Genomic DNA, 19906 nt, shown 5'->3' on the forward strand with positions numbered 1-19906 from the left:
CGTCCCTCGTGCCCGCTCCGCCTGGCCCGCTCAGGCCAGCCGGAACATCCAGCCACGGTCATCGGGCGCGCTGCCGCGCTGGATGCCGGTCAGCTCGTCGTAGAGGGCAGTGGTCACCGGTCCGGGGGCGCGGTCGCCGACGGTCAGGTCGAAGCTGGTACCGGCGAGCCGGCCGATCGGGGTGATCACCGCGGCCGTACCGCAGGCGAACACCTCGGTGACCTCCCCGGTGCGGAGCCCGCCGATCACCTCGGCCAGCGGGAGGGGGCGTTCGTGCACATCGCGGCCCTGATCCCGGCAGAGGTCGAGCACCGACCGACGTGTCACTCCGGACAGGATGGTGCCGGTCAGCTCCGGAGTGTGCACGGCGCCGTCCCGGGTCACCACCAGCACGTTCATGCTGCCGATCTCCTCCAGCAGCGTGTTCGTGCCGGCGTCCGGGAAGCAGACCTGGTCGCAGCCCTGCTCAGCGGCCTGCTGCTGCGGCAGCAGGCTGGCGGCGTAGTTGCCGCCGCACTTGGCCGCGCCGGTGCCACCCGCGCCGGCACGGTGCTGACCGTCGGCCACCCAGATGTCCACCGGCGCGAAACCGGCGGAGAAGTACGGCCCGGAGGGCGAGGCGATCACCAGGTAGTCCACCACCTGTGCCGACCGCACCCCGAGGAAGGCCTCGGAGGCGAACATGAACGGCCGCAGGTACAGGCTGGACCCGGGCGTGCTGGGCACCCAGTCCACATCGGCGCGCACCAGAGCGGCGATCGAGGCGAGGAAGTCTGCTTCGGTCAGCTCCGGCAGGGCCAGACGCCGGGCGCTGGCGGCGAACCGGGCCGCGTTCAGCTCCGGCCGGAACGTCCAGACCGAGCCGTCGGGATGCCGGTACGCCTTCAGTCCCTCGAAGATCTCCTGGCCGTAGTGCAGCACTGCGGCAGCGGGATCCAGTGACAGCGGCGCGTAGGGCTGCACCCGGCGGTCGGTCCAGCCCTCGCGCGCGGTCCAGGTGGTGCGGGCCATGTGATCGGTGAAAGCCTGCCCGAAGCCGGGCGCGGCCAGCGCCCGGTCCCGTTCGGCAGCCGAGCACGGATCAGGGTGCCGCTGCAAGCGATAGTGCGGTGCGCCGTCGTCGGCCGTAGGTGGGTACGAGAAAGCGGTAGTGGTCATGGCCCTTCCACCTGGGTGAGGGAACGTCTGGCCCTGGCAGGACGCGCGGGGTCAGGTGGGAAAGAGCGCTGGCGGGCGGGCTGTGCGGGTGGGCTCGCGGGCGCAGGCTCGTCAGCCGCGTACTCGTGCGGCCAGTGCGTCACCGATCTCCGTGGTGCTGCGGGCGCTGCCATCGCGTGCGGCGATGTCCGCACCGACGGCAGCCTCGATGGTCGCGGCGGCGTCGGTCAGCCCGAGGTGACGGGCCAGCAGCGCGACGGACAGGACCGCTGCCGTCGGGTCGGCCTTCTGTTGGCCGGCGATGTCCGGAGCGGAGCCGTGTACCGGCTCGAACATCGACGGGAAGGTACGGTCCGGGTTGACGTTGCCGGAGGCTGCCAGTCCGATGCCGCCGGTGATCGCAGCGGCGAGGTCGGTGAGGATGTCGCCGAACAGGTTGTCGGTGACGATCACGTCGAATCGGGACGGGTCGGTCGCCAGGAAGATGGTGGCGGCGTCCACGTGCAGGTAGTCCACGGACACCTCGGGGAACTCGGCGGCCACCGCATCCACCGTGCGCCGCCAGAGGTGACCGGCGTGCACCAGGACGTTGTGCTTGTGCACCAGGGTGAGCGTGCGCCGCGGGCGGGCCTGAGCGCGGGCGAAGGCGTCCCGGACCACCCGCTCCACCCCGAACGCGGTGTTCACGCTGACCTCGGTGGCGATCTCGTGCGGGGTGCCCACGCGCAGAGCGCCGCCGTTGCCCACGTACGGGCCTTCGGTGCCCTCCCGCACGACGACGAAGTCCACCTCTCCCGGATCGGCCAGCGGCGAGGGCACTCCTGGGTAGAGCCGGGAGGGGCGCAGGTTGACGTAGTGGTCCAGGGCGAAGCGGAGCTTGAGCAGCAGGCCGCGCTCAAGCACGCCGGAGGGCACGGTCGGGTCGCCGACGGCGCCGAGCAGGATCGCGTCATGGGTGCTGATCGCGGCGAGGTCCTCCTCGGTGAGAGTCTCGCCGGTGGCGTGCCAACGGCCGGCGCCCAGGTCGAAGTCGGTGCGCTCGATGGTGACGTCGGTGCCGGCAAGGGCGGCGTCGAGGACCTTCAGGCCTTCTGCGGTGACTTCCGGGCCGATTCCGTCGCCGCCGATCACGGCGAGCTTGATGCTGCGTGCCATGCCTCGCATGCTAACCGGCGTATCAAGGGTCGGACAAACTGTCTCATTAGGTGAGCACTGGGCCGGCGCGCTCGGGCTGTCCGGGCGTCTAGGTGATCGGGTCGAGCAGCTGGAATCGCTCCAGCACGACGGCGGAGCTCACCGTGAACTCCTCGCCCACCTCGGCCAGCCCGTCGGTGAAGAACTTCGCGTGCACCGCGCGCCAGTGCGCGAGCGAGAGGTCCCCCTCCCCCTCGGCAGCGGCGTGTTCGGCGTCCACCTGCTCGAACCGGCACACGCTGACCTCGGTGGTCACGATCAGGGCCCGGGGTTCGCCGCGACCGTCCAGGATGATCGAGAGGCCACCGGCGCGGGGCAGTGGCTCACCCTCGGCTTCGAAGCTGGCCATCGCACTCGCAGTACCGGTCTTGGTACCGGCAAGCACAAGGACGAGCAGCGCGTCCGCATCCTCCGGACCCGCGCCGAACGACCATGCCGGCGGAGCCGCCGTGCCGGCAGCCTGCCTGCCGGTGGCTGCGGCGAGAGCGGACGGGCCGACTCGCCGGCGCGCTGCCGTCCAGTAGTCGTCAACGGCAGTGCTACTGGTCACCATGACGACCATCGTGCCAGCCACACCGCGCCCGACGACCCGGCGATCCGTAGGCTGGTGCCAGGCAGCATCCGTCGACTCGAGGAGTTCGCGTGAGCACACCAGGTCAGCCGTCAGAGCCCGGCCCCGGACCGCATGGGGCACCCGGCGGGCCGCAACAGCCCGGCCCCAGCGGTCAGCAGCCGCACCAGGACTACCGCGGCCAGCCGCAACCGCCTGGCCAGCAGCCGCACCAGGACTACCCCGGCCAGCCGCAACCGCCTGGCCAGCAGCCGCACCAGGACTACCCCGGCCAGCCGCAGCAGCCTCATCAGGACTACCCCGGCCAGCGACCGCGCGGCGATGACCGCGCCCTCGCCGTGCTCGCCCACCTCTCCCCACTGATCGCTCTCGTGCTCAGCGCGGGGTTCCTCAGTTTCCTCGGCCCGCTACTCGTCTGGCTGATCTGGCGAGAGCGCAGTGACCTGGTGCGCAACGCCGCCGCTAGCGCCTTCAACTTCAATCTCACCGTGTGGCTGGCAAGCATCATCGCCTGGATCTGCCTGTTCACGGTGGTGCTGATCCCGCTCGCTATCGTGCTGTGGGCGGTGGCCTTTATCGCGCAGATCGTACTCTCCATCCTTGGCGCGATCCGCGCGAATAATGGCGTCGTCTACCGCTACCCGTTCCAGGTGCCGATCCTGCGCTGACCGGCGGCTACGGAGCCGCGACCTCACGCCGCAGGTAGCCGTGACCGCAACCTCACGCCGCAGCCGGCTCAGACCGCAGCGGGCTCGCGTACCTTGCGCCGCTGGCGCGGATACAGCAGGGTGAAGCGCTCGGCGACCACATCCTCACCCTCCTGCGCCACCTGAGTGACTTCCACGGTGCGGATCAACGCGCGAGGGTGAGCTCCGCCGTCGAGCACGATCGCCAAATCACCCACCTGGGGCAGATCGTCCTCCTCGGCGAACTCCGTTCGCGGAGTGGTCAGCTCGGTACGCGACCGGGTCAGCACCTCCTCGACCATCTGATCGGCCTCAGCGGAATCGGCGGAGAACGCGAACGCCGGCGGACGCAGCGTGCCGCGGCGCAACTGCCCCATCACCGGCTCCAGCACGGCCACCCGGCCCTTGACCCGGGCCACCTGCCAGAAAACCTCGATCTCCTCGCTCATACGACTCCTCCGATACGTAGTCCGATGAGAATCAGCAGCCCAGCCCAGCTCACCGCTGTGGTCCAGATCAGGATAGTCAGGCGCAGCACGGTGGTCGCCGGCATCGGCGGGATGAACCAGCGCGCGGCGTCCAGGTCCTCGATCTCGGAGGTGAGGTAGTCCGGGATGCGCACCACCCGCCACACTGCCCGGAGCCGGTAGAACAGGCGCAGGCCACCGGCCTCGAATACGGCGAGCAACCGGGGAAGGATCTCGCCGTCGTCGATGAGCGCGAACGCCTGAATGAGCTGCCCGCGCAGCCGGTCGGGGTCGCGGACGGCATCGCTGTAGCGCTTGATCCGGATCCACCACAGGGCCACCGCGGTCCAGCCGACGGCGCTCGCCACGAGCAGTCCGAGGCGCCACCAGCCCGAGGCCGTCGCCGCCAGGACGGTGAAGGCGAGCAGCGCCGGGATCGCCGGCAGCCCGACGAGGATCGCCGGGACGCGCAACACCTTGACGGCGAGCACCACGGTGCCCAGGTGCTGATCCACCAGTCTGCGCACGTGGCGGGCGGCTGCGGACTCGGCGGGCTCGGCCGGTGAGTCAGTGGACCGCTCGGCGGGCAGGTCCGCGGGCTCGGTTGCCATAGGGCGATCATCGCCGCAAACGGCAACGGAGCCAAGTTCGGGGGGCGGAGGCAGGTTGTATCTTGGCTCCGACCCCCGAACTTGGCTCCGTTCGGCCTACCGCGTCGCGGGTACCTCCGTCAGCGTCCGGCGCTTCCCTCGGTGTAGTCGGCGTCCGTGGACTTCACCCAGGCGAACATCTTCCGCAGCTCGCGGCCGGTGACCTCGATCGGGTGCTGCTCACCCTTGGCGCGCAGCTCCTTGAACTCCGGCGCACCGGCGTCCTGGTCGGCGATGAACCGCTCGGCGAAGGCTCCGGACTGGATGTCCCCCAGCACCGCCTTCATGTTCTCCTTCACGTTCGGGTCGATCACCCGCGGGCCGGAGACATAGTCGCCGTACTCGGCCGTGTCCGAGATGGACCAGCGCTGCTTGGCGATCCCGCCCTCGATCATCAGGTCCACGATCAGCTTCAGCTCGTGCAGCACCTCGAAGTACGCCACCTCCGGCTGGTAGCCGGCCTCGGTGAGCACCTCGAACCCGTACTGCACCAGCTGCGAGGTGCCACCGCAGAGCACCGACTGCTCACCGAACAGGTCGGTCTCGGTCTCCTCGGTGAAGGTGGTCTTGATCCCGCCGGCGCGCAGGCCGCCGATGCCCTTGGCGTAGGACAGTGCCAGCGGCCAGGCGTCGCCCGAGGCGTCCTGCTCCACCGCCACGATCACCGGCACACCGCGCCCGTCGGCGAACTCGCGGCGGACCAGGTGCCCGGGGCCCTTCGGCGCGACCATGATCACGTCGACGGTGTCCTTCGGCTTGATGTAGTCGAACCGGATGTTGAACCCGTGCGCGAACACCAGAGTGTCGCCGTCGGCGAGGTTCGGGGCGATCTCCGCGGCGTAGATACCCCGCTGGTGCTGGTCCGGAGCGAGGATCACGACGACGTCGGCCTCCTGGGCAGCATCGGCGACGCTGAGCACCCGCAGGCCCTCGTTCTCCGCCTTCTCCCGCGAGGCAGAACCCTCGCGCAGGCCGATCCGCACGTCCACACCGGAGTCGCGCAGGTTGAGCGCGTGTGCGTGGCCCTGGCTGCCGTAACCGATGACGGCGACCTTCTTGGCGGCGATCAGGGACAGGTCGGCGTCGTCGTCGTAGAACAGCTCAGCCACAGTGTTTCTCCTTCATTGTCTGCTACTTGGGTTTCGACCCGCCACCGTCGCGGCGGGCAGGTGGTGCTCAGGCGGAGCGGTGGATGCGCTCCAGGGCCCGGTCGGTCATGGATTTTGGGCCGCGGCCGATCGCCACCGCACCGGACTGCACGATCTCACGGACGCCGTACGGCTCCAGCGAGGAGAGCAGGGCGCGGAGCTTGTCCTCACCACCGGTGGCCTCGATGGTCACCGCCTCCGGAGTCACGTCCACCACGTGCGCCCGGAACAGCTCGACCACCTGCAGTACGGCGGTCCGGGAGGCGTCGTCGGCCTTGACCTTGACCAGGAGCAGCTCACGCTGCACCGACGAGGTGGGTGCCAGCTCGACGATCTTGATCACGTTCACCAGCTTGTTCAGCTGCTTGGTGACCTGCTCCAGCGGGTTGGACTCCACATCGACCACGACAGTGATCCTGGAGATCTCCGGGTACTCGGTGGGGCCCACGGCGAGGGAGTGAATGTTGAAGGCGCGGCGGGCGAACAGTGCGGAGACGCGGGTGAGCACGCCTGGCTTGTTCTCCACCAGCACCGAAAGGGTGTGTCGGGTCATCTTCTCGATCCCTCACTCGTCGCGTTCGAACGCCGGGCTGATGCCGTGGGCGTACTGGATCTCGTCGTTGCTGACGCCGGCGGCGACCATCGGCCACACCATCGCGTCCCGGCTGACCACGAAGTCGACCACCACAGGCCGGTCGTCGATCTCCTCCGCCTTGCGGATGGTGGCGTCCACGTCCGCCACGCTCTCGCAGCGCAGCCCCACGCAGCCGTAGGACTCGGCGAGCTTGACGAAGTCCGGGATCCGCCTGGTCTCGTGACCGGTGTTCAGGTCGGTGCTGGAGTAGCGCTGGTCGTAGAACAGCGTCTGCCACTGCCGGACCATCCCGAGGGAGGAGTTGTTGATGATCGCGACCTTGATCGGGATGCCCTCCAGGGCACAGGTGGCCAACTCCTGGTTGGTCATCTGGAAGCAGCCGTCACCGTCGATCGCCCACACGGTGGAGTCCGGCATGCCGACCTTGGCGCCCATCGCCGCCGGCACCGAGTAGCCCATCGTGCCCAGCCCACCGGAGTTCAGCCAGGTGCGCGGATTCTGGTAGCGGATGAACTGCGCGGCCCACATCTGGTGCTGCCCCACCCCGGCCACGTAGATCGACTCCGGGCCGGAGATCTCGCCCAGCCGGGAGATCACGTGTTGCGGGGCCAGCAGGCCGTCCTCGGTGGGGGTCCAGCCCAGCGGGTAGGTCTCCCGCAACTCGTCCAGCGAGGCCCACCAGCCCTCGACGTCCGGCCTTCCGTGCTGGGCCTGCTCCCGCTCCACCTCGGCTGCCAGGTCCGCCAGGACCTCCTTGAGGTCACCGACGATCGGCACGTCCGCGATCCGGTTCTTCGAGATCTCGGCGGGGTCGATGTCGGCGTGCACCACCGTGGCGCCGGGGGCGAAGGAGTCCAGCCGGCCGGTGACCCGGTCGTCGAACCGGGCGCCGAGCGCAACCACCAGGTCCGCCTTCTGCAGAGCGGCCACGGCGGCCACCGTGCCGTGCATCCCGGGCATGCCCAGGTGCTGGGGGTGAGAGTCGGGCAGCGCGCCACGGGCCATCAGCGTGGTCACCACCGGAGCACCGGAGACGTTGGTCAGCGCGAGCAGCTCGGCCGACGCGTTCGCGCGGATCGTGCCGCCGCCGGCGTAGAGCACCGGACGGCGGGCGGTGGCCAGCAGCCGGGCCGCCTCCTTGATCTGCTTCAGGTGCGGCTTGGCGGCCGGCCGGTAGCCGGGGATGTCCAGGTGGGCGGGCGGCCAGGCGAAGGTGGTGTCCGCCTGCATGGCGCTCTTCGCGATATCCACCAGCACGGGCCCGGGTCGGCCGGTGCTCGCGATGTGGAAGGCCTCCGCGATCCGAGCCGGGATCTCCGCCGGATCGGTGATCAGGAAGGAGTGCTTGGTGATCGGCATGGTGATGCCGACGATGTCCGCCTCCTGGAATCCATCGGTACCGATGAGCGATTCGGCCACCTGGCCGGTGATGGCCACCAGCGGGACCGAGTCCATGTGCGCATCGGCCAGCGGCGTGACCAGGTTGGTGGCTCCCGGGCCGGAGGTGGCCATGCACACGCCCACCTTGCCGGTCGCCGCGGCGTAGCCCTGGGCGGCGTGCCCGGCGCCCTGCTCGTGCCGGACCAGGATGTGCCGCATGGAGGAGTCGAACAGCGGGTCGTAGATCGGGAGGATCGCCCCGCCGGGGATACCGAATACCGTGTCGACGCCGGCCGCCTCAAGCGAGCGGACGACCGACTGGGCTCCGGTCACCTGCTCACCGGTCACGGGTGCGTGCGCACCGGCCGGGGCCAGGGCTGGCTTCGGCGGCTGCGTACGCGGCGGCGTGGGATGTGGCGCGTTCGCCATCTCTCCTCCTGCGTTCGACGGGGTTGTGCTGGGGGACATTGCCTGGACAAACAAAAACCCCTCGGCCCGGTCCGGGTGGTCGAGGGGTGCGCGCTCAGCTGGGATCGTCGAGTCAGACGGTCGCGTGAGCGCGCCCGGTAAGTACTACGACGATCGACAGTGTGGCCATGTCTTGCATCGTAGACCCGGAAGAGCCGTGTCGTCACCTTCCCTCACTTCCCGTCTCGCATACTGGAACTCGGGCTCGCATAGTGGACATCGTGCGGCCTGCCGGGGCAGGCAGCACGGCGGACTCGCGAACACGCAGTGGTGGTGGGTGCTAGGCGTACCCCACCCTGCCGGACTGCGGGTTCGGCGAGCGATCAGCCGTCCTCGCGGTCGAGATTCGTGCAGATGCAGGCCTCGTTGCCCTCGGCGTCGGCCAGTACCCAGAACGACGGCGCAGCATCAGCGGAGAGCAGCCGCCCCCCGGCATCGAGGGTCGCCTGGAGGCGGGCCTCAGCCTGGTCATGCGGGACCGACACGTCCAGGTGGATGCGGTTGCGCTGCGGGCGTGGGGCGTCCATCTGCTGGAACCAGATCGTGGCCCCGCGGCCCATCGGATCGCTGAGCTCGGTCTCGTCCGCGGGATTGGCCGCGTAGCCGAGGACCGCCTGCCAGAACGGGCGCACGGCCGGAATGTCCAGGGCGTCGATCGCGATCTCCTGGGCGCCGACCTTCTCCGGGGACGCTGCGATGCCCAGGTCGGCGGCGATCTGGCTGATCCGCTGGGCCAGGGCAATGTCCCGCTCGGTGAGACCGCCGACGTCGTGGCTGGTGGTGGTGACCAGCACGTGCGGGTACCGCAGCAGCACATCCGGGTGGTGGTTGAGTTGCTCGGCGACCGTGGTGATCTTCGCGACCAGGTCAGCGCCGACGGCGAACGAGCCGGTCTCGAAGCAGGCCTGCAGGATGCGCGTGCGGATCAGTACCCGCCAGTCCGAGAGGCCTTCGTCGATCACCTGCTGGGTAGTCAGAGTGGTCATCACGCTGCTCCTTATCCTCGGACGCCGGTGGTGGCTGGTTCGCTTCCGGCGGGCGCCGCGGTTCCCTCCCGCGAGCCTCGGTTACTCGGGCGGGGCCTGCGGTGGGCGCAGGTCGAACTCGCTGGTCTCGGCGAACTCGTCCAGCTGCTCCACCCAGTTGGCAAAGTTGGCCCGATCCTGGTCATTGTCCTCGGTCCACCCGCCGTGCCGGAAGTACAGGTCCGAGCCGCCCTCGGTCCGGTCGACGAAATCGGCGGTCACCACACTCGGCACCCCTGAGGTATGGGCGTAGGTGAACGTGTGCTGCAGTCGGCGACCTTCGTCGTAGACGAGCACCTCGCCCCAGTCCTCCTCAGCTCCGCCGGCGTACCGGCCGAGCACTCGACCCCCGACGCGCGGCTGGATCACCAGGCGCTCGAAGTCCCGGGCGTCGTCGGACCAGGCAGCCGGCCACCAGCGCCCTGCCACGAATACCGAGAAGGCATGCGCAGCATCGGCCGAGAGCGGCACCCTCACATCGATGTCCTCCATCCCGCCATCGTGCGCCGGGTAAGCCGGCCCAGCAACCGGGGCCAGGGGCGGGTCGCCCGATCAACCTATCGAGGCTGGACAGCGTCGCTCGCCTGCCACGGTCTTCCTGGTCTGCCTGGCGCTGGAGCCCTTCTGGGCTTCCTGGATCCTGGCCGCCCCGAAGTCCGTACCGACACCACCGGAGGTGTCACTCGGACCGAACGACCATCGCGTCCCAGCCGACCAGCGCAGCATCGACGATGATGTGGGCCTGATCGCGGGTGCAACCATCGCGGGCCTGGATCGACAGCCCGTGCAGCACGGTCTGGATGTAGGACGCGGCTGCTCCGGCGGCGAATCCGGCGGGGAGGTCACCGTCGGCGATACCGCGCTCGATGCGTGTCTGAATCTTTTCCCGGTCGCGCCGGCGACGAACGGTGAGCCTGCGGCCGATGTCGTCGTGGCCGCGGCCGAGGTTGACGGCCGACAGCGCGATCATGCATCCGGGCGGGGTTGCGGTGTCGGTGTAGGCGTCGGTGTTGTCCCGCAAGACGGCTTCGATGGCCTCTCGGCTGCCCGCATGAGCAAGCGCCAGGTCGGTAGGAGTGCTGCCAGGGGTGTCATAGAGCTCGATGGCCTCGTCGAAGAGTTCTTCCTTGGCGCCGAAGGCCGCGTACAGGCTGGTGGGCGTGATACCGAGCGCCTCGGTGAGCATCGCCACCGAGACTCCCTCATAGCCGCGCCGCCAGAACAGCTCCATCGCCGTGCGCAGCGCCGCATCCCGATCGAAGGTTCGAGGACGTCCGCGTACCGCCATCCCGACCACCTCTCTCGTTCTCGTCGCGGGTGTGATCCGAGCTTGCCATTTCAAGAGTGAACACTACACAATGGCGCCAAGTAGTGATCACTACATAAACGAGGCAGACCCCCCACAGACCTGGAGAGCCCGATGCGCCCATTGACCGACAAGACCGCTCTGGTGACCGGAGGGAGCCGAGGGATCGGCGCCGCCATCGCGACCCGACTGGCAGCCGACGGCGCCCGCGTCGCACTCACCTATCACTCCTCATCGGACCGGGCTCAGACCGTCGTCGAGAAGATCACTGCCGACGGCGGCACGGCGATCGCGATTCCCGCGGCGATGGAGGACCCCCAGCAGGTGCGGGCTGCGGTCGACGCGAGCGTGGAGGCGTTCGGCGGGCTGGACCTCCTGGTGAACAATGCCGGAATCTTCCCCTACGGCCACATCGATGAGCTCACCCTGGCGGACTACGAACACACCATGGCCGTCCACGTCCGAGCGGTGTTCGCCGCGGTGCAGGCCGCCGTTCCACACCTCGGCCCGGGTAGCCGGATCATCAGTATCGGCAGCAGCCTGGTCGAACGCGTCCCCGGGCCGGGGATCAGCCTGTACGCGATGAGCAAGTCTGCCCTGGTCGGATTCACGAAAGGTCTCGCTCGCGACCTCGGCCCACGCGGGGTCACCGCGGTCGCGGTGCACCCTGGCTCCACCGACACGGAGATGAATCCCGCCGACGGACACGGCGCCGAGTCCGAGCGGGCGCTGACCGCCCTGGACCGATACGGCAGCGCCGAGGACATCGCCGCCACGGTCGCCCATCTCGCCGGACCCGGAGGCGCCTACATCACCGGCACCACCATCACGGTCGACGGCGGAGTCACCGCATGAGGAACACCGGAAGCGCTGGCTCCGCCCCGCCACGGATTGCAGCCACTGCCTGGGGTCTGGTCCTGCTCGCCGCCGGACTGGAGATCATCTGGGCGCTCGCACTGGCCGAATCCGATGGGTTGGCACGCCCGGGCTGGGCCATCACCGCATTCGTCCTCGCGATCGTCAGCCTGGTGTCGCTGACACTCGCGCTGCGCAACCTCCGGCTGAGCAGCGCCTACCCGGTCTGGGTCGGCCTGGGTGCCGTCGGTGTCGCACTCGCCGGGACGCTCGCTCTCGGAGAGCCCCTGACACCCGCGCGGATTGCCTGCCTCGCCCTGATCGTGGCAGGGGTGATCGGACTCACCTGCACCGATGCGCCCTCCGGCCGGTCCCGGACCGGCCGCACAGCAGAGGCCCACCACGACTCATGCAGAGCGGGTGAGCACTGATGGCTTGGGCCTTCCTTGTCATCGCCGGGCTGCTCGAGATCGCCTGGTCCTCGGCACTGAAGAACGCCGACGGGCTACGACGACCAGGCTGGTCCGTGACCGGGATCGCACTAGCAGTGCTCAGCCTTGCCCTGCTCTCCGTTGCGCTCCGGGACCTGCCCGTCGGCACGGCCTACGCCATCTGGGTCGGGATCGGCACCGTCGGCGTGGCTGTCACTGGCATCCTCGCCTTCGGCGACCGGGCCACACCGGTCCGGCTGCTCAGTATCGCTGCCGTCGTCGTCGGCATCGGTGGACTCAAACTCCTCGGTGGTTGACCAGCGGATGGCTGCCGATCAACGAGATTCGGAGGTCCGAGCGGTAACTCCGTTGACGCGAACTGACCCGCCGTACTAATCTTTGGCCCATTGGTCAGTACGCCGAGAAGGAGTCAGTGATGCAGGACCCACGAGCCGCGTCGGAGCCGGGCCGGACCCGAGGCGGAGCACCGACATTCACGGAACTGTCCCGTCGCAGACAGTTGGTGGACTGCTCGATCGCGGTGCTCGGTGAGCAGGGCTACTCGGGCACCACGTTGAGCCGCGTCGCCGACCGCGCCGGGGTCAGCAAGGGGGTGGTCTCCTATCACTTCACGAGCAAGTCCGACCTGCTTGAAGCCACGGTGCATGATGTGTTCGCCCGCGGCCGGGAGTATGCCGAGACCGAGTGGTTCGCCCACCTCGACGACTCGGCGACCCCTGCGGATCTGCTGCGCACCTATCTCGAGAGCAACCTCGCCTACATCGCCGCCCATCCGGACCAGATCGCGGCGGCGATCGAGATCATCCGGAACCATCGCGGCGCGGACGGATCCCTGATATTCGGGCCCCCGTGGTCCGGATCCCTCCGCGAGCCGCTGGAGGAGATCTTCAAGGCCGGCCAGCACGAGGGGCTCTTCCGCCCGTTCGCCCCTGGAGTGATGGCCACTGCGGTCCGTCGGGTCATCGACGGATTCAGCTTCGAGGTTCTCGGCACGGCGGAGCTCGACACCGCGGCGTACACCGCGGAGATCGTCGAGCTCTTCGATCGGGCGACCCGGGCAGCGCCATGACTACCGACTCCGTTCAGACCCGCCCCCGGGTGCGCCTGGCATTCATCGACAACCTGCGCGTTGCCCTGACGGTTCTCGTGGTGGCTCACCACGCAGCGCTCCCGTACGGCAACCTCGGGCTGTGGCCGAACTGGGAGCAGCCACCGACGGTCGCCTCTGCTCTGGCACTGGACGTGTTCGTCCTGCTCAACCAGACGTTCTTCATGGGCTTCTTCTTCCTGCTCGCGGGCCTGTTCGTGCCGGGCTCGGCCGACCGGCGCGGGGCAGGCGGTTTCGCCCGGGAACGGCTGCGCCGGCTCGGCATCCCCTTCCTCGTCGCGCTGGTCGTCGTGCGGCCCTTGTACTCGCTGCCCACGTATCTCGGTAGGCCACCAGCCGAGCGCGTGCCGTACTGGGAGCACTTCCTGACCAGCTGGGACATCGGCCCGCTGTGGTTCCTCGAGGTGCTGCTCGCACTGAGCCTGGGCTACGCGTTGCTGCGCCGGTGGCGACCATCGCCTGCCGACGCCACCCCCACCCCGCTGCGAGCGCACCAGGTCGCGCTCTTTGCGATCGGCCTCGGGCTGGTCTCCTACGTCTGGCGGATGATCGTACCCATCGGCACCATGGCGTGGGGCCTGCCCACTCCTGCGTACCTCCCCCAGTACGTCGCGCTCTTCGTCGTCGGAGTGCTCACCTATCGTCGGGGCTGGTTGACGGCGTTGCCTCACCGCGCCGGGACGCTCAGCGCGTGCCTGGTGATCGCGTCACTGCTCCCGATGGTTCTCCTCGGCGGCCTGGAGTCGCTCGATCCCGGGCTCGGGCTCCACCGGGCGAGCCTGTACCACCTCGGCTTCGCGCTGTGGGACGCCATGTTCGCCACCGGGGTGATCCTGGCGCTCGTCGTCGCCTTCCGACGGCACGCCACCGGCGACGGGCCGGGTGGGCAATTCCTGGCACGGAACGCTTTCGCGGTCTACCTGATCCATGCGCCCGTCGTGGTGGGCGTCGTTGCGCTCATGGGTCCGCTCGCCCTGCCTCCGCTGGCCAAGTTCGCCGTGGCACTGTTCCTGACCCTCCTGATCAGTTGGGCACTGGCAGCACTTATCCGGCGCCAGCCGAGGATCGGGTCGATGATCTAGCCCGGCCGGTTCGACATCGAGGCTTGACCCCCAGGAAAAGCCATTGACGATACATCCCTAGGTGTGCCTAGTGTATATACACACTAGTTACAGGAGGTGTGCTCGTGCTAGCCGTTGACCGACTTTCCAAGACCTACCCCGCGTTCACGCTCCAGGACGTCTCGTTCGAGCTTCCGGCCGGCTTCATCACCGGCTTCATCGGTGTCAACGGCGCCGGGAAGACGACAACCCTGAAGTCGATCATGAATATCGTGCGACCCGATGCGGGAACCGTCACGTTCCAGGGACAGGACCTGCATGCGCATGAGGCCGAGGCCAAGCAGCGCATCGGCTACATGCTGGGCCCCATCGATGTGTATCCGAAGCAGACGGTCCGCAAGGTCGTGGACGTGTACCGCCGCTTCTACCACCAGTGGAACAACGACACGTTCGCCGGGTACTTGAACCGGTTCCGGATCGATGACCGCAAGAAGATCAGTGAGCTGTCCACGGGAATGCGGGTGAAGCTCGGCATCGCGATGGCACTCTCCCACGGTGCTGAGGTCATTCTGCTGGACGAGCCCACCAGCGGGCTCGATCCGGTCGCCCGCGACGAACTGCTCACCCTGCTCGGCGAGGTCGTCGACGACGGGCAGCGCAGCGTCCTGTTCTCCACCCACATCACCAGCGACCTGGACAAGAGTGCCGACTACGTCGTCTTCATCCGCGACGGCCGGATCGTCGCCAGTGACACCAAGGACGATCTCCTCGCGGGCCACGTCCTGGTGCAAGGCGGCAGTGCGGATCTCACCGACGATCTGCGTCGGCAGCTCATCGGGCACAAGGCCAATGCCTTCGGGTTCTCGGGCCTGGCTCGTAGAGAAGACCTCGATGGCCCGCTCGCGGACCATCAGCTCCAGGTCGCCCGACCTGACCTGGAATCACTCATGCTGTTCTACGATCTGGAGGTGGCCAAGTGAGCTCCGTGGCCGCTCTGCTCCACAAAGAGTTTCGACTGGTCCTGCCGCCTGCCTACCTCGGCGTCGCGGCCCTGGCCCTGTTCAATCTGATCCCGCACTATCCGATGATCCTGGGGATCTCGTACTTCCTGCCCGCACTGTTCATCGCACTGTCCGAGGCGAACGGGAACAAGGACCACGAGTTCACGATCTCGCTGCCGGTCACCCGCAACGAGGTAGTGCTGGCCAAGCACCTCACCGTTGTTGTCGTCGAGCTGGTCCAGCTCGCCGCGCTCGGCGTGGTCGCGATCTTCGCCGCGCAGATCACGCCCGAAGGCAACGCCGTCGGTATGGACGGAAACTTTGCCTTCTTCGGGTTCGTCCTGATGGCGCTGGGACTGTTCAACGCGGTCTTCCTGCCCGGGTACTTCACCACCGGATACCGGACCGGCCGCCCCGGCGTGTTGGCAGCGATCGTGTTCTTCCTGACCTATGGGGCCTTCGAGCTACTCGTCGCGCTCGTCCCGGGTGCTGCGGACATCTTCGATACGCTCGATCCCGCCATGATTGCTCCACAGCTTCTCGTCCTCGGCGCCGGCGCGCTGGCCTTTGCCGGGCTCACCGCCCTCGCCTACCGCAGGTCTGTCGCGCGGTTCGACCGGGTGAACCTCTGATCACCACCCATGGACATCGTGATCGCGGACCGCAGCAATGTGCCGATCTATGCGCAGATCCACCTGCAGATCGCCTCGCAGATCCTCGACGGCCGACTGTCCCCGGAGCAGCTGCTGCCCTCGATCCGCGCGATCGCCCGCGAGCTCGGCATCAGCGTCATCACGATCAAGAAGGCGTGGGAGCTGCTCGAGGCCGACGACCTCATCTACACCCGCCCCGGCAAAGGCTCGTTCGTCACCGCTCATCCGACCGACAGTCTGAGCGTCAAGCGCACGTCGCTGGCGGTCGAACGATTCCGGCAGGAAGCGCCCTACTACCGGTCGCTGGCACTCACCACCGATGAACTCCTCGCGATCGTTCGCCAGGAGTACTGAAAGCACCCGCATCGCCGGGAATGAACCACCATCCAGCCAACCAGGAGCATCGGGCTGCCGGGCTCCGGAGTGGAGCACGTCATGACGCACACCACAGCGATTTATGAAGGGACCCCGGGGCGGCGCCTGCGCACCGACCAGCTCGACGTGACAGGCATCGCCGACGACGGACTCGAGCAAGCGCTGCAGCAGGCTCTCGACGGGGGTACCGGTCGCATCGAACTGTGCGGCGGGATGGGCGCGGCTCAGGCGGCACAAGCCCTGGCGGTGGTCGCCGGCCGAGTGCCGGTCGGCCTGCTGCGGTACGCCTTCGAATCGTTGGAGCTGATCTCTGACTACAAACAAGCCTTCGCATCCGGCAACCCTCCTCCAGCGGTGTTCCTCTACCCCACACCCGCCCCCGGTACTGCCGGTACCGAGGCGGTCGAGCACCCGGACGTGACCATCCTGCCGGTCGACGGCATCGACCACGCCGAGCAGCTGGGTGCCCAGTTCGCCCGCGACGGCGTCGGAATGGTCGAGCTCTACGGAGGGCTCGGCACGGCCACCGCTGCTGCTGTCCTGCGCGGGGCGGACGGCGGCGTCCCGGTGGGGTTCGTCAACCCCTGATCCCTCCCGGTGGTGAACGGGACGTCACAGCCGATGGGCTGACTGACTCCGGCCGACCCACGATCCCCCGATCGGTGGATACTGCGCGCGCTCAGCGCTGCCTAGCGTCGCAGTTATGGTCACCACCTCTCCCCCGAACCTCCCGCCCGGGCGGCGCCCGCGCTTTCTTGCCCCGGATCTCGCCCGTGGTGTGATGCTGGCGATGATCGCCCTCGCCAACGTGATGATCTACTTGCACGGCCGGCCCTACGGCCTTCGGCAGCAGGTGCTCACCGACAGCGGGCTGGACCGGGCGGTCGGCGCCGGGGTGGGCCTGTTCGTCGACGCTCGTGCCTATCCACTGTTCGCAGCGCTGTTCGGATACGGGATCGTGCAGATGATCCGCAGCCGGCAAGCACGAGGGGTGGCAGAGGACGAGATTCGCCGCATCGTGCGACGTCGGTCGGTAGGTCTGATCCTGTTCGGCGGAGTGCATGCCCTACTGGCGTTCTCCGGGGACATCCTCGGCTGGTACGGGCTGATCGGGCTCGCTCTCGTGCGGCTGCTGCGTCTGCGGGACCGCGCCCTGCTCCGTCTGGCGATCATCTGGCTGGCGGTGGCAGCAGTGATCCAAGGGGCCATCTTCGCTGACCCGACACCGAGCATGCAGCGCTCCTACTTCTGGTCCTACGCCATCCCGGATCCACTGGAGGCCGCCGGATGGCGGATCGTCGAGTGGGTGACGGGACCGTTCGGGCTGCTCGCCGTGGTCAGCGCCATGCTGGTGGGGGTGTGGGCCGGCCGGCACCGCATCCTGGAACAGCCGCAGCAGCACCGGCGGCTCCTGGTCCGCACCGCCGTGATCGGCCTCTCCATCGGGATACTCGGCGGTGCGGGGTCGACGCTGGTGGGCGCCGGCCTGTGGTCGCCGCCGGTTGCGGTAGCAGCCGCCCTGGCCTGGCTGCACGTGGTCAGCGGGGTGTTCTGCGGGCTCGGCTACGCCGCGCTGCTCGCGCTCCTGGCCGCGCGGCTGACCGCCACCGGCCGGGACCGGCACTGGAGTGTGCGGGCGCTGCAGGCTACCGGGCAGAAGTCGCTGTCCTGCTACCTGGCGCAGTCGATCGTGTTCGCCACCCTGCTGGCTGCGAGCACCCTGGGCTGGGGCGCACACCTCGGGCCGGCCGGCGCCGCAGCCCTGGCGCTGCTCACCTGGGCAGGGACCGTGGCGGCAGCTGCTGCCACGGCGGGACGGATGGGCCCGGCGGAAACCCTGCTGAAGAAGTTCGTGCGCGGTCCTCGACTGCGTGCACGTGCGACGATCAGCGGATGACGGCGCCAGGCACCGGGACACGGCAGCCCAGCCGGACCGACTGGGTCTTGCTGCTGCTGCCCTACCTGCTGCTGCCCGCCACCTCCGTCTATGCCGCCCTGAGCGGAGACATCAGCGCCGCCGAGGTTCCGCGCGCCATTGTCGCCGGACTGGTGCTGATCGCGTGGCACACGTACTGGACGCTGGCGAATCGGCACTGGTTGGAGCAGGCACTGCTGCCGATGGCGGTGTACTACCTCGGTCTGCTCGCGGCGTGCGCCGTGCTGCTGCAGGTGTCGATCAGCTATCTCCCGCTCTACCTGGTCAGCTATGCCCTGACCTTCGTCGTGCTTCCGGGTGCGTGGGCCTACGCGGGCCTGGGCCTGGCGACGGTGGTCCCGTTGCTTCTTCCGGGCCCGATGAGCCTGACCGGATCGAACGTGGCGATCACCCTCGGGGGCGTCGCGCTGGCCGCCGCCATCGGCTGGAGCATCCGCCGGTTGGAGGCGGAGACCGCAGCCCGCCAGGTAGCACTGGCGGACCTGGCCGAGGCTCATGCCGACCTCAAGCGCGCACTGGCGGACAACCTGGACCTTCAGGACCGGCTGGTGGCGGAGGCCCGTGAGTCCGGCATCACTGCCGAGCGGGCCAGAATCGCCGCTGATATTCACGACACTCTTGCGGCGGCACTGACCGGGATCGTCAGTCAGCTCGAGGCCATCGATGCACAGGCTCCCCCGGACGAGCGAGTGCGTTCTCGCGTGCAGGTGAGTATGGAACTGGCCAGGGACGCGTTGCGTGAGGCGCGGCAGTCGATCCATGCGCTGCGTCCCGCCGTCCTGGACGGGCGCGGTCTCCTCGGCGCCTTGTCGTCCCTGGTCTCCGAGCTGGAGCGGTCCGGCTCGCTCCGGGCTGCCTTCCATCTCTCCGGCTCGCAGGTAGCTGTGCCCGAGGAGGTGGAGGACACGCTGGTCCGGATCGCCCGGGAGGCGCTGACGAACATCCGCCGGCACGCCGGCGCCACCCAGGTGCACGTCACTCTCTCCTACCTCGGCGACGTTGCCGCACTCGACGTCGCCGACGACGGGGCCGGGTTCGACAATGCACAGGTGCCCTCAGATGGCCACGGCCTGCCACTCATGTCCGAGCGGGCGGCCAGCCTCGGCGGCACCCTGGACATCCAGACCGCACCAGGGGGCGGCACAACGATCACAGCGACCCTGCCGGTGACCCGACCGCCGGAGGGCCGCGATGACTGATCCGATCCGAGTCCTCCTGGTGGACGATCACCCGGTAGTGCGCGACGGGCTGCACGGCCAGCTGCAGACTGCGCCGGACATCGTGGTCGCCGCTGAGGCGGGCTCGGCGGCCGAGGCGCTCGCGCTGTTGCACCGCCACCAGGTGGAGGTGGTCGTCACCGACCTGCGGATGCCGGGGATCGACGGGATCGAGCTGATCGCCCAGATCCGCAGCACCTACCCCGAGGTGGAGGTCCTGGTGCTGACCACCTACGAGAGCCGACAGGACGTCCGCGGAGCGCTGGCCGCCGGCGCCCGCAGCTACCTGCTCAAGGACACTGAACGGGCCCGGCTGTTCGACGCCGTCCGGGCCACAGCCCGTGGCCGGCGCACTCTGTCCCCCTCGGTGCAGCGCCAGTTGGACGCCGAGGAGCGAAGCGTTGACCCGGTGCTCAGCGAACGCGAGCGCGAAGTCCTCGCCCTGGTGGCCGCCGGCCGCACGAACGCACAGGTCGGCGCAGCGCTGTTCGTCGGTGCTGCGACCGTCAAGACCCACCTGCAACACATCTTCGCCAAGCTCGGTGCCTCCGACCGGGCGGCAGCCGTGGCGATCGCCTACCGGCGCGGGTTGCTCTGAGC

General features: G+C 68.7%; 25 protein-coding genes. 13 read left to right on the plus strand and 12 right to left on the minus strand.

The annotated features are described in order from the left end of the window. Positions 1-30: 30 nt before the first annotated feature. From FU260_RS14730 to FU260_RS14745, 4 genes are all read right to left on the minus strand, one after another. Complete coding sequence (locus tag FU260_RS14730; protein WP_147917745.1) at positions 31-1158, minus strand: branched-chain amino acid aminotransferase; 1128 nt, start codon at positions 1156-1158, stop codon at positions 31-33. Between the two features lie 111 nt (positions 1159-1269). After that, positions 1270-2313 (minus strand): 3-isopropylmalate dehydrogenase, encoded by a 1044-nt coding sequence (locus FU260_RS14735; RefSeq protein WP_147917746.1) that lies wholly within the window; start codon positions 2311-2313, stop codon positions 1270-1272. A gap of 88 nt (positions 2314-2401) precedes the next feature. Then, entirely contained in the window at positions 2402-2905 is a 504-nt protein-coding gene (locus FU260_RS14740) for an ASCH domain-containing protein (protein WP_147917747.1), read from the minus strand. A 110-nt stretch (positions 2906-3015) separates the two neighbouring features. Continuing rightward, a complete protein-coding gene (locus FU260_RS14745) occupies positions 3016-3273 on the minus strand; it encodes a hypothetical protein (RefSeq protein WP_147917748.1) in 258 nt (85 codons plus the stop codon). Between FU260_RS14745 and FU260_RS14750 the strand changes: the two genes are divergently transcribed. Next, positions 3262-3591, plus strand: a complete 330-nt coding sequence (locus tag FU260_RS14750) for a DUF4870 domain-containing protein (protein WP_147917749.1) — start codon at positions 3262-3264, stop codon at positions 3589-3591. The two genes, FU260_RS14745 and FU260_RS14750, sit on opposite strands and share 12 nt — an antisense overlap. A gap of 68 nt (positions 3592-3659) precedes the next feature. On the opposite strand, the gene FU260_RS14755 is transcribed toward FU260_RS14750, so the two are convergent. The 8 genes from FU260_RS14755 to FU260_RS14790 all read right to left on the minus strand — a co-directional run bounded on the left by FU260_RS14755 (position 3660) and on the right by FU260_RS14790 (position 10630). After that, complete coding sequence (locus FU260_RS14755; protein ID WP_147917750.1) at positions 3660-4058, minus strand: ASCH domain-containing protein; 399 nt, start codon at positions 4056-4058, stop codon at positions 3660-3662. Continuing rightward, positions 4055-4687, minus strand: coding sequence for a hypothetical protein (locus tag FU260_RS14760; RefSeq protein ID WP_147917751.1), 633 nt, complete (start codon positions 4685-4687; stop codon positions 4055-4057). The genes FU260_RS14755 and FU260_RS14760 overlap by 4 nt, the downstream gene beginning before the upstream one ends. Positions 4688-4806: 119 nt before the next feature. After that, the gene (gene ilvC, locus FU260_RS14765) at positions 4807-5835 is read right to left on the minus strand and encodes a ketol-acid reductoisomerase (RefSeq protein WP_147917752.1); all 1029 of its coding nucleotides are present in this window, start codon (positions 5833-5835) and stop codon (positions 4807-4809) included. Positions 5836-5902: 67 nt separating this feature from the next. Continuing rightward, on the minus strand, positions 5903-6427 hold the full coding sequence (ilvN, locus tag FU260_RS14770) for an acetolactate synthase small subunit (protein ID WP_147917753.1): 525 nt from the start codon (positions 6425-6427) through the stop codon (positions 5903-5905). Between the two features lie 12 nt (positions 6428-6439). Next, the gene (locus tag FU260_RS14775) at positions 6440-8278 is read right to left on the minus strand and encodes an acetolactate synthase large subunit (protein ID WP_147917754.1); all 1839 of its coding nucleotides are present in this window, start codon (positions 8276-8278) and stop codon (positions 6440-6442) included. A gap of 362 nt (positions 8279-8640) precedes the next feature. Further along, the gene (locus FU260_RS14780; RefSeq protein WP_147917755.1) at positions 8641-9303 is read right to left on the minus strand and encodes a VOC family protein; all 663 of its coding nucleotides are present in this window, start codon (positions 9301-9303) and stop codon (positions 8641-8643) included. A gap of 81 nt (positions 9304-9384) precedes the next feature. Continuing rightward, complete coding sequence (locus FU260_RS14785) at positions 9385-9834, minus strand: SRPBCC domain-containing protein (protein ID WP_147917756.1); 450 nt, start codon at positions 9832-9834, stop codon at positions 9385-9387. Positions 9835-10021: 187 nt separating this feature from the next. Then, a complete protein-coding gene (locus tag FU260_RS14790) occupies positions 10022-10630 on the minus strand; it encodes a TetR/AcrR family transcriptional regulator (RefSeq protein ID WP_147917757.1) in 609 nt (202 codons plus the stop codon). A gap of 132 nt (positions 10631-10762) precedes the next feature. On the opposite strand from FU260_RS14790, the gene FU260_RS14795 reads away from it, so the two are divergent. The 12 genes from FU260_RS14795 to FU260_RS14850 all read left to right on the plus strand — a co-directional run bounded on the left by FU260_RS14795 (position 10763) and on the right by FU260_RS14850 (position 19904). Beyond that, on the plus strand, positions 10763-11503 hold the full coding sequence (locus FU260_RS14795) for an SDR family NAD(P)-dependent oxidoreductase (protein ID WP_147917758.1): 741 nt from the start codon (positions 10763-10765) through the stop codon (positions 11501-11503). Then, on the plus strand, positions 11500-11934 hold the full coding sequence (locus FU260_RS14800) for a DMT family transporter (RefSeq protein ID WP_147917759.1): 435 nt from the start codon (positions 11500-11502) through the stop codon (positions 11932-11934). The genes FU260_RS14795 and FU260_RS14800 overlap by 4 nt, the downstream gene beginning before the upstream one ends. Then, positions 11934-12251 (plus strand): DMT family transporter, encoded by a 318-nt coding sequence (locus FU260_RS14805; RefSeq protein WP_147917760.1) that lies wholly within the window; start codon positions 11934-11936, stop codon positions 12249-12251. Before FU260_RS14800 ends, FU260_RS14805 begins: the two co-directional genes overlap by 1 nt. A 119-nt stretch (positions 12252-12370) precedes the next feature. Beyond that, a complete protein-coding gene (locus FU260_RS14810) occupies positions 12371-13024 on the plus strand; it encodes a TetR/AcrR family transcriptional regulator (protein ID WP_147917761.1) in 654 nt (217 codons plus the stop codon). Further along, a complete protein-coding gene (locus FU260_RS14815) occupies positions 13021-14145 on the plus strand; it encodes an acyltransferase family protein (RefSeq protein ID WP_147917762.1) in 1125 nt (374 codons plus the stop codon). Before FU260_RS14810 ends, FU260_RS14815 begins: the two co-directional genes overlap by 4 nt. A 104-nt stretch (positions 14146-14249) precedes the next feature. Next, positions 14250-15104, plus strand: a complete 855-nt coding sequence (locus tag FU260_RS14820) for an ABC transporter ATP-binding protein (RefSeq protein ID WP_210418096.1) — start codon at positions 14250-14252, stop codon at positions 15102-15104. Then, a complete protein-coding gene (locus FU260_RS14825) occupies positions 15101-15757 on the plus strand; it encodes an ABC-2 transporter permease (RefSeq protein ID WP_168211782.1) in 657 nt (218 codons plus the stop codon). The genes FU260_RS14820 and FU260_RS14825 overlap by 4 nt, the downstream gene beginning before the upstream one ends. A 9-nt stretch (positions 15758-15766) precedes the next feature. Further along, positions 15767-16132, plus strand: coding sequence for a GntR family transcriptional regulator (locus FU260_RS14830; protein ID WP_147917765.1), 366 nt, complete (start codon positions 15767-15769; stop codon positions 16130-16132). A gap of 81 nt (positions 16133-16213) precedes the next feature. Next, entirely contained in the window at positions 16214-16741 is a 528-nt protein-coding gene (locus FU260_RS14835; protein WP_147917766.1) for a DUF6506 family protein, read from the plus strand. Positions 16742-16856: 115 nt separating this feature from the next. Further along, a complete protein-coding gene (locus FU260_RS14840) occupies positions 16857-18050 on the plus strand; it encodes a DUF418 domain-containing protein (protein ID WP_147917767.1) in 1194 nt (397 codons plus the stop codon). Continuing rightward, a complete protein-coding gene (locus FU260_RS14845) occupies positions 18047-19288 on the plus strand; it encodes a sensor histidine kinase (protein WP_147917768.1) in 1242 nt (413 codons plus the stop codon). The genes FU260_RS14840 and FU260_RS14845 overlap by 4 nt, the downstream gene beginning before the upstream one ends. Continuing rightward, positions 19281-19904 (plus strand): response regulator, encoded by a 624-nt coding sequence (locus FU260_RS14850; protein WP_147917769.1) that lies wholly within the window; start codon positions 19281-19283, stop codon positions 19902-19904. The genes FU260_RS14845 and FU260_RS14850 overlap by 8 nt, the downstream gene beginning before the upstream one ends. Positions 19905-19906: the final 2 nt, after the last annotated feature.

The organism is Ruania zhangjianzhongii (assembly GCF_008000995.1).
GTDB classification, from domain to species: Bacteria; Actinomycetota; Actinomycetes; order Actinomycetales; family Beutenbergiaceae; genus Ruania; species Ruania zhangjianzhongii.